Source organism: Mesorhizobium sp. M1E.F.Ca.ET.063.01.1.1 (genome assembly GCF_003998155.1).
Lineage (GTDB): Bacteria > Pseudomonadota > Alphaproteobacteria > Rhizobiales > Rhizobiaceae > Mesorhizobium.
Map to the genome: position 1 here is coordinate 1 of NZ_RZSC01000554.1, position 4087 is coordinate 4087.

Here is a 4087-nt window from a genome sequence, read left to right on the forward strand (position 1 = left end):
GATGGCGGACGCCACGGCGCTGAACGAAACAAATGCCAGGAGGCACTCCCAGATCATGCCGAAGTTGAAATACTCATGCGACAGCACCATCGGCACCGCGATCAGCGAATTCTTCAGCCACTGATGGACCCTCAGCATCTTGACGTAGGTCTTCAGCGTCCGCTTCGGCGCCGGCATGGTCTCCGCGCCGTGCGCCGCCTGCCAGCGCTGGGCGCTGCGGTCCGGCGCCACGACGATCACGTTGCGGGCGGCGTCGAACACCTTGAGATCGTGGTGGCTGTTGCCGGCATAGTCGAAGCCGGCATCGCCATAGGCGGCGGCCAGCGACGCCCGCTTCCTGCCCGACGTCAAATTGTGCGGCCCGTCCGTCGCCAGCACGCGATCGAAGATGCCGAGATGGGCGGCGATCGCCTCGGCGAACTTGCGCGGCGTGCCGGTCGCCAGCACGATCTTGCGGCCTTCCTCGTGTTCGGCCCGAAGACGTGCCAGCAATTCAGCCCGGTAGGGCAGCGAAGCCGGATCGATGTCGATGCGCTTGGCTATTTCCTGCTTGACCCGCGCGGGCCCGCCAGCCAGCCAGAGCGGCACCAGAAAGAGATAGAGCGGGTTCTTCTTGAGGAGGATGAACAGGCCTTCCCACAGAAGGTCCGTTGCAATCAGCGTGCCATCGAGATCGACCGCAAGCGGGATTGCGTTCCTGTCCGACCGCGCGTCCATTGTCCTGCCCTGCTAACCCCGCGCCGCGTGTCGGCGTCCTTGCAGCGGATATAACGGGAGATGGCGGAGCGAACGTTAAAACGCCCGGTTGCAACGCGCTGGACGAACAGTATTTCCGGCGTCATCGTTAAGCAGCGGCTACCGGAAACGATAAAAGGCCGGACGTCCGTCCGGCCTTTGCCGATCATGTTGCAGGTTTTACTTGATACGGGCAACGCCGCCCGAGATCTCGACGGTTTCGGAACCGGTCAGCGCTTCGAGGTCGCCATTGGGCAGGGTGACGAAGCAGCCATTCGGGCAGAACTCCACCGTCTCGCCGGCGGCCAGCGCCAGCTCGGTCTTGCCGCCGCCTTCGGTGACGATCAACGTCCGCGTTTGAGCGTCCTTGTTGACCGCGCTGGCGGCAAAAGCCGAACCGCCCATAGCCAGGAAAGCGATAGCGGTAACGACAGACTTCCACATTGCAATTTCCGGTGTTTCCACACCGCCTCTGTTGCACTTCGCAAGGCATTCTCGCCCTTTGCGTGAGAGCTTATATGAGATGCAAGCTGAACCGCAACTGAATGCCGCATTCATGCCACAATTGGTTTTGGCAGCCGGATGCAGCGCCCCCGAAGGTGTATCGAGATTCGGGGGCAGGCCGTGTCGAAAATGGTGGTTTCCGAGAACCGGCCTACGCCGGCCGTAGCCTTCATAGAGCGGAGACCCTTATGAGGGCTTCGGCCGGCGAAGGCCGGAGCGGAGCGTACTTGAAAGTACGTGAGCACCGGAAGCGCAGGTAAGCACCATTTGCAGGCCGGTCTCACCCCGAATCTCGATGCACCCTAGCCCGGATCGGGCTTGCGCCCTTTGCGCTTCATCTTGGCGAGCCGTGCCTGCTCGGCCGCTGCTTCCGCCTCCAGTCGCTCGCGCTCGGCAAATTCCACCTCGATCTTGTCGTCGTCGATCGGCCAGGACTCCTGCTTCTTGGTCTCGACCACGGCGCGCGGCGTCGACGGGATCTCGATATGCTCGTCCTCGAAGATATCGAGGATCGCGAAGCGGATGTCGTTCTGGACGATGCTGCCGTTCATCACGTCGGCCACGAACACCCGGATTTCGAACTCGAGTGCGGCCGCCCCAAAATTGCCGAAGAGCACGAAGGGCTCCGGATTCTTGAGCACCATGGGATGTCCGCGCGCGATATCGAGCAGAAGCGCGTGGACGCGCTTGACGTCGCTGCCATAGGCGACGCCGACCTTGATATCGACGCGGCCGAGCTTGTTGCGATGCGTCCAGTTGCCGACGGCATTGTTGATGAGGTTGGAGTTGGGCAGAATCACCGACTGCCGCTGGAACGTCTCGATCTCGGTGGCACGCACGCTGATCTTCCTGACCGTGCCGCTGATGTCGCCGGCAACGATCCAGTCGCCCACCTTGAACGGACGTTCGGCAAGCAGGATCAGGCCGGAGACGAAATTCGAGACCACGTTCTGCAGGCCGAAGCCGATACCGAGAGAGAGCGCACCGGCGACCAGCGCCAGATTGGAAAGATCGATGCCCGCCGCCGATATGCCGACGAGCCCCGCGAGCGCGACGCCGGCATAGCCCACGGCCAGCCGGATCGAGTTGCGCACCCCGGTGTCGACCTTGCCGCGCGCCATGACCGACCCGTCGAGCCAGCCCTGGAACCAGCGCGTCAGGAAATAGCCGATGGCGAAGACTACGATGCCGGTGAGGATGCCCAGCACCGAGATGGTGACGGAACCGATCGTGACGCCCGTGGCCAGCTTGTAGGCCCAAGCCTCGATATCGCCGGGCTGGAAGCCCCACATCAAAAGGATCAGCGGCAGGAACACCAGCACGATCATCAGGTTGATGGCGATGCTGACCACCAGGCCGAGTTGGTCGAGCGCGGTGTCCTCATAGCTGGAATTGGCCAACAGCCAGCGCCCGACCGAAGTGTCGGCGAAGCCGCCCTCCTCGCCGATCGCCCGCGCCGACAGGAAGCCGATATAGGCGGTGACCAGAGTGGTGCCGGTGACCACGACCTGCACCGACACGAAAAGCGCAAGGCCGATATAGCCGAGCAGCGCCGCCGCGATGGTGGACAGGCCGAGCCCGATGGCAACGAAGCGAAGCCATGCCGGCCACGGCCGCCGCGAACCGTCTTCTGCCCTGAAAGGCCTCAGCGATCCCATCAGGATCAGGATGACGCCGACGATAATGGTGGCGACGAAGCTTCGAGCAATCGTCAGCGAGAGCGGCGAGCCCATCTTTTCGTTGACGACCGACAGGAAGTAATTGAAGCCAAGAACCACGGCCATGGCGGTGGCCAGCCGCACCAGCCAGCGCGCCGGACCGGTTGCGACTGGAATCAGCCGCCAGTTCGGCAGTCGCGGCTCCAGTGCCGCGTTGGTCAGCCGGTTGACGCAAAACACCATCGCGACCACGGCCAGCAACGCATTGAGGAATGTGCCGATGTCGCCGCGCAGCACGTTATAATAGTTGAAGAAGAACACCGCCGAGGCGAAGAACACGGCGAGCGCCGCTGTCGGCAGCAGCGTCGACCAGAACGCCACGGACAGCCGGCTGAGGTATGAAGGGTCCTCCACGGATGGATTGGGCTCGAAAACGCGGCCGAACAGCCGCCGGCCGCCGATGAGGAGGACTGCCGCCAGCGCCAGCGCCATCAGCGTCGCGGCAAGAATCGCCTGGAATTTGAACTTGAGCGCGAAGGTCAGCCAGGACGCCACGGCCTTGTAGAGGCCGGTGAACTGGTCATGCGCGTCGGAAAAGCCCTGCGGGCTCAGCGCATCGGTCAATTCGTAGCGTTTCGTCAGAACGCTGCGGAAAAGCTCGCTGCGCATGGTGGCGATCCTGTCGACCAGGCCGCTGACGCGGATCGAAAGGTTCTGCGCGCTGGCGACCACAGCATTGATCTCGGCCTTCTCTGCCGTAAGGGCAGCGCGTTCGTTGGCGACGATCGCGGGCTCTTGCTGTCCCTGAGCCGGCGCCGGCCCCAGAACCTCGATACGATTGTTGATGTCGTTGAGGCGCGAACGAAACGCCAGCGCGCTGTTCAGCGCCGCGCGCGATATATCCTCGAGCTGCAGGCGGATATCGACGAGGCCGGCATCGTCTTCGCCAGGATCGCCTATCTTCTTCTCCAAACCGTCGGCCTTGGCCGTCAGGTCCTGGATGGTCTTGGTCTGGTCGGCGATGAGCTGAGCCGAGCCATGGCCGATTGCCTGCGCCAACGCATCGAGCGACGGCTGCGCCGCGACGGCGACCATGGCGACCAGGATCAGGCGTAGCAGTCGGAAGATCATGACGTGACAGGCGACTCGCGACCGAAAAATCCCCTAAAATCCCGCCCTTGATAAAGACC

General features: G+C 63.1%; 3 protein-coding genes. All 3 read right to left on the minus strand.

What is annotated here, in order from left to right; all coding sequences use genetic code 11:
* A partial coding sequence (locus tag EOA29_RS27785) for a haloacid dehalogenase-like hydrolase (RefSeq protein ID WP_189479007.1) occupies positions 1-717 on the minus strand: 717 nt, incomplete at its 3' end.
* 198 nt (positions 718-915) lie between these two features.
* Positions 916-1179 (minus strand): hypothetical protein, encoded by a 264-nt coding sequence (locus EOA29_RS27790; RefSeq protein ID WP_126093265.1) that lies wholly within the window; start codon positions 1177-1179, stop codon positions 916-918.
* 362 nt (positions 1180-1541) lie between these two features.
* Complete coding sequence (locus EOA29_RS27800; RefSeq protein ID WP_126093263.1) at positions 1542-4028, minus strand: mechanosensitive ion channel family protein; 2487 nt, start codon at positions 4026-4028, stop codon at positions 1542-1544.
* Between the last annotated feature and the right edge of the window lie 59 nt (positions 4029-4087).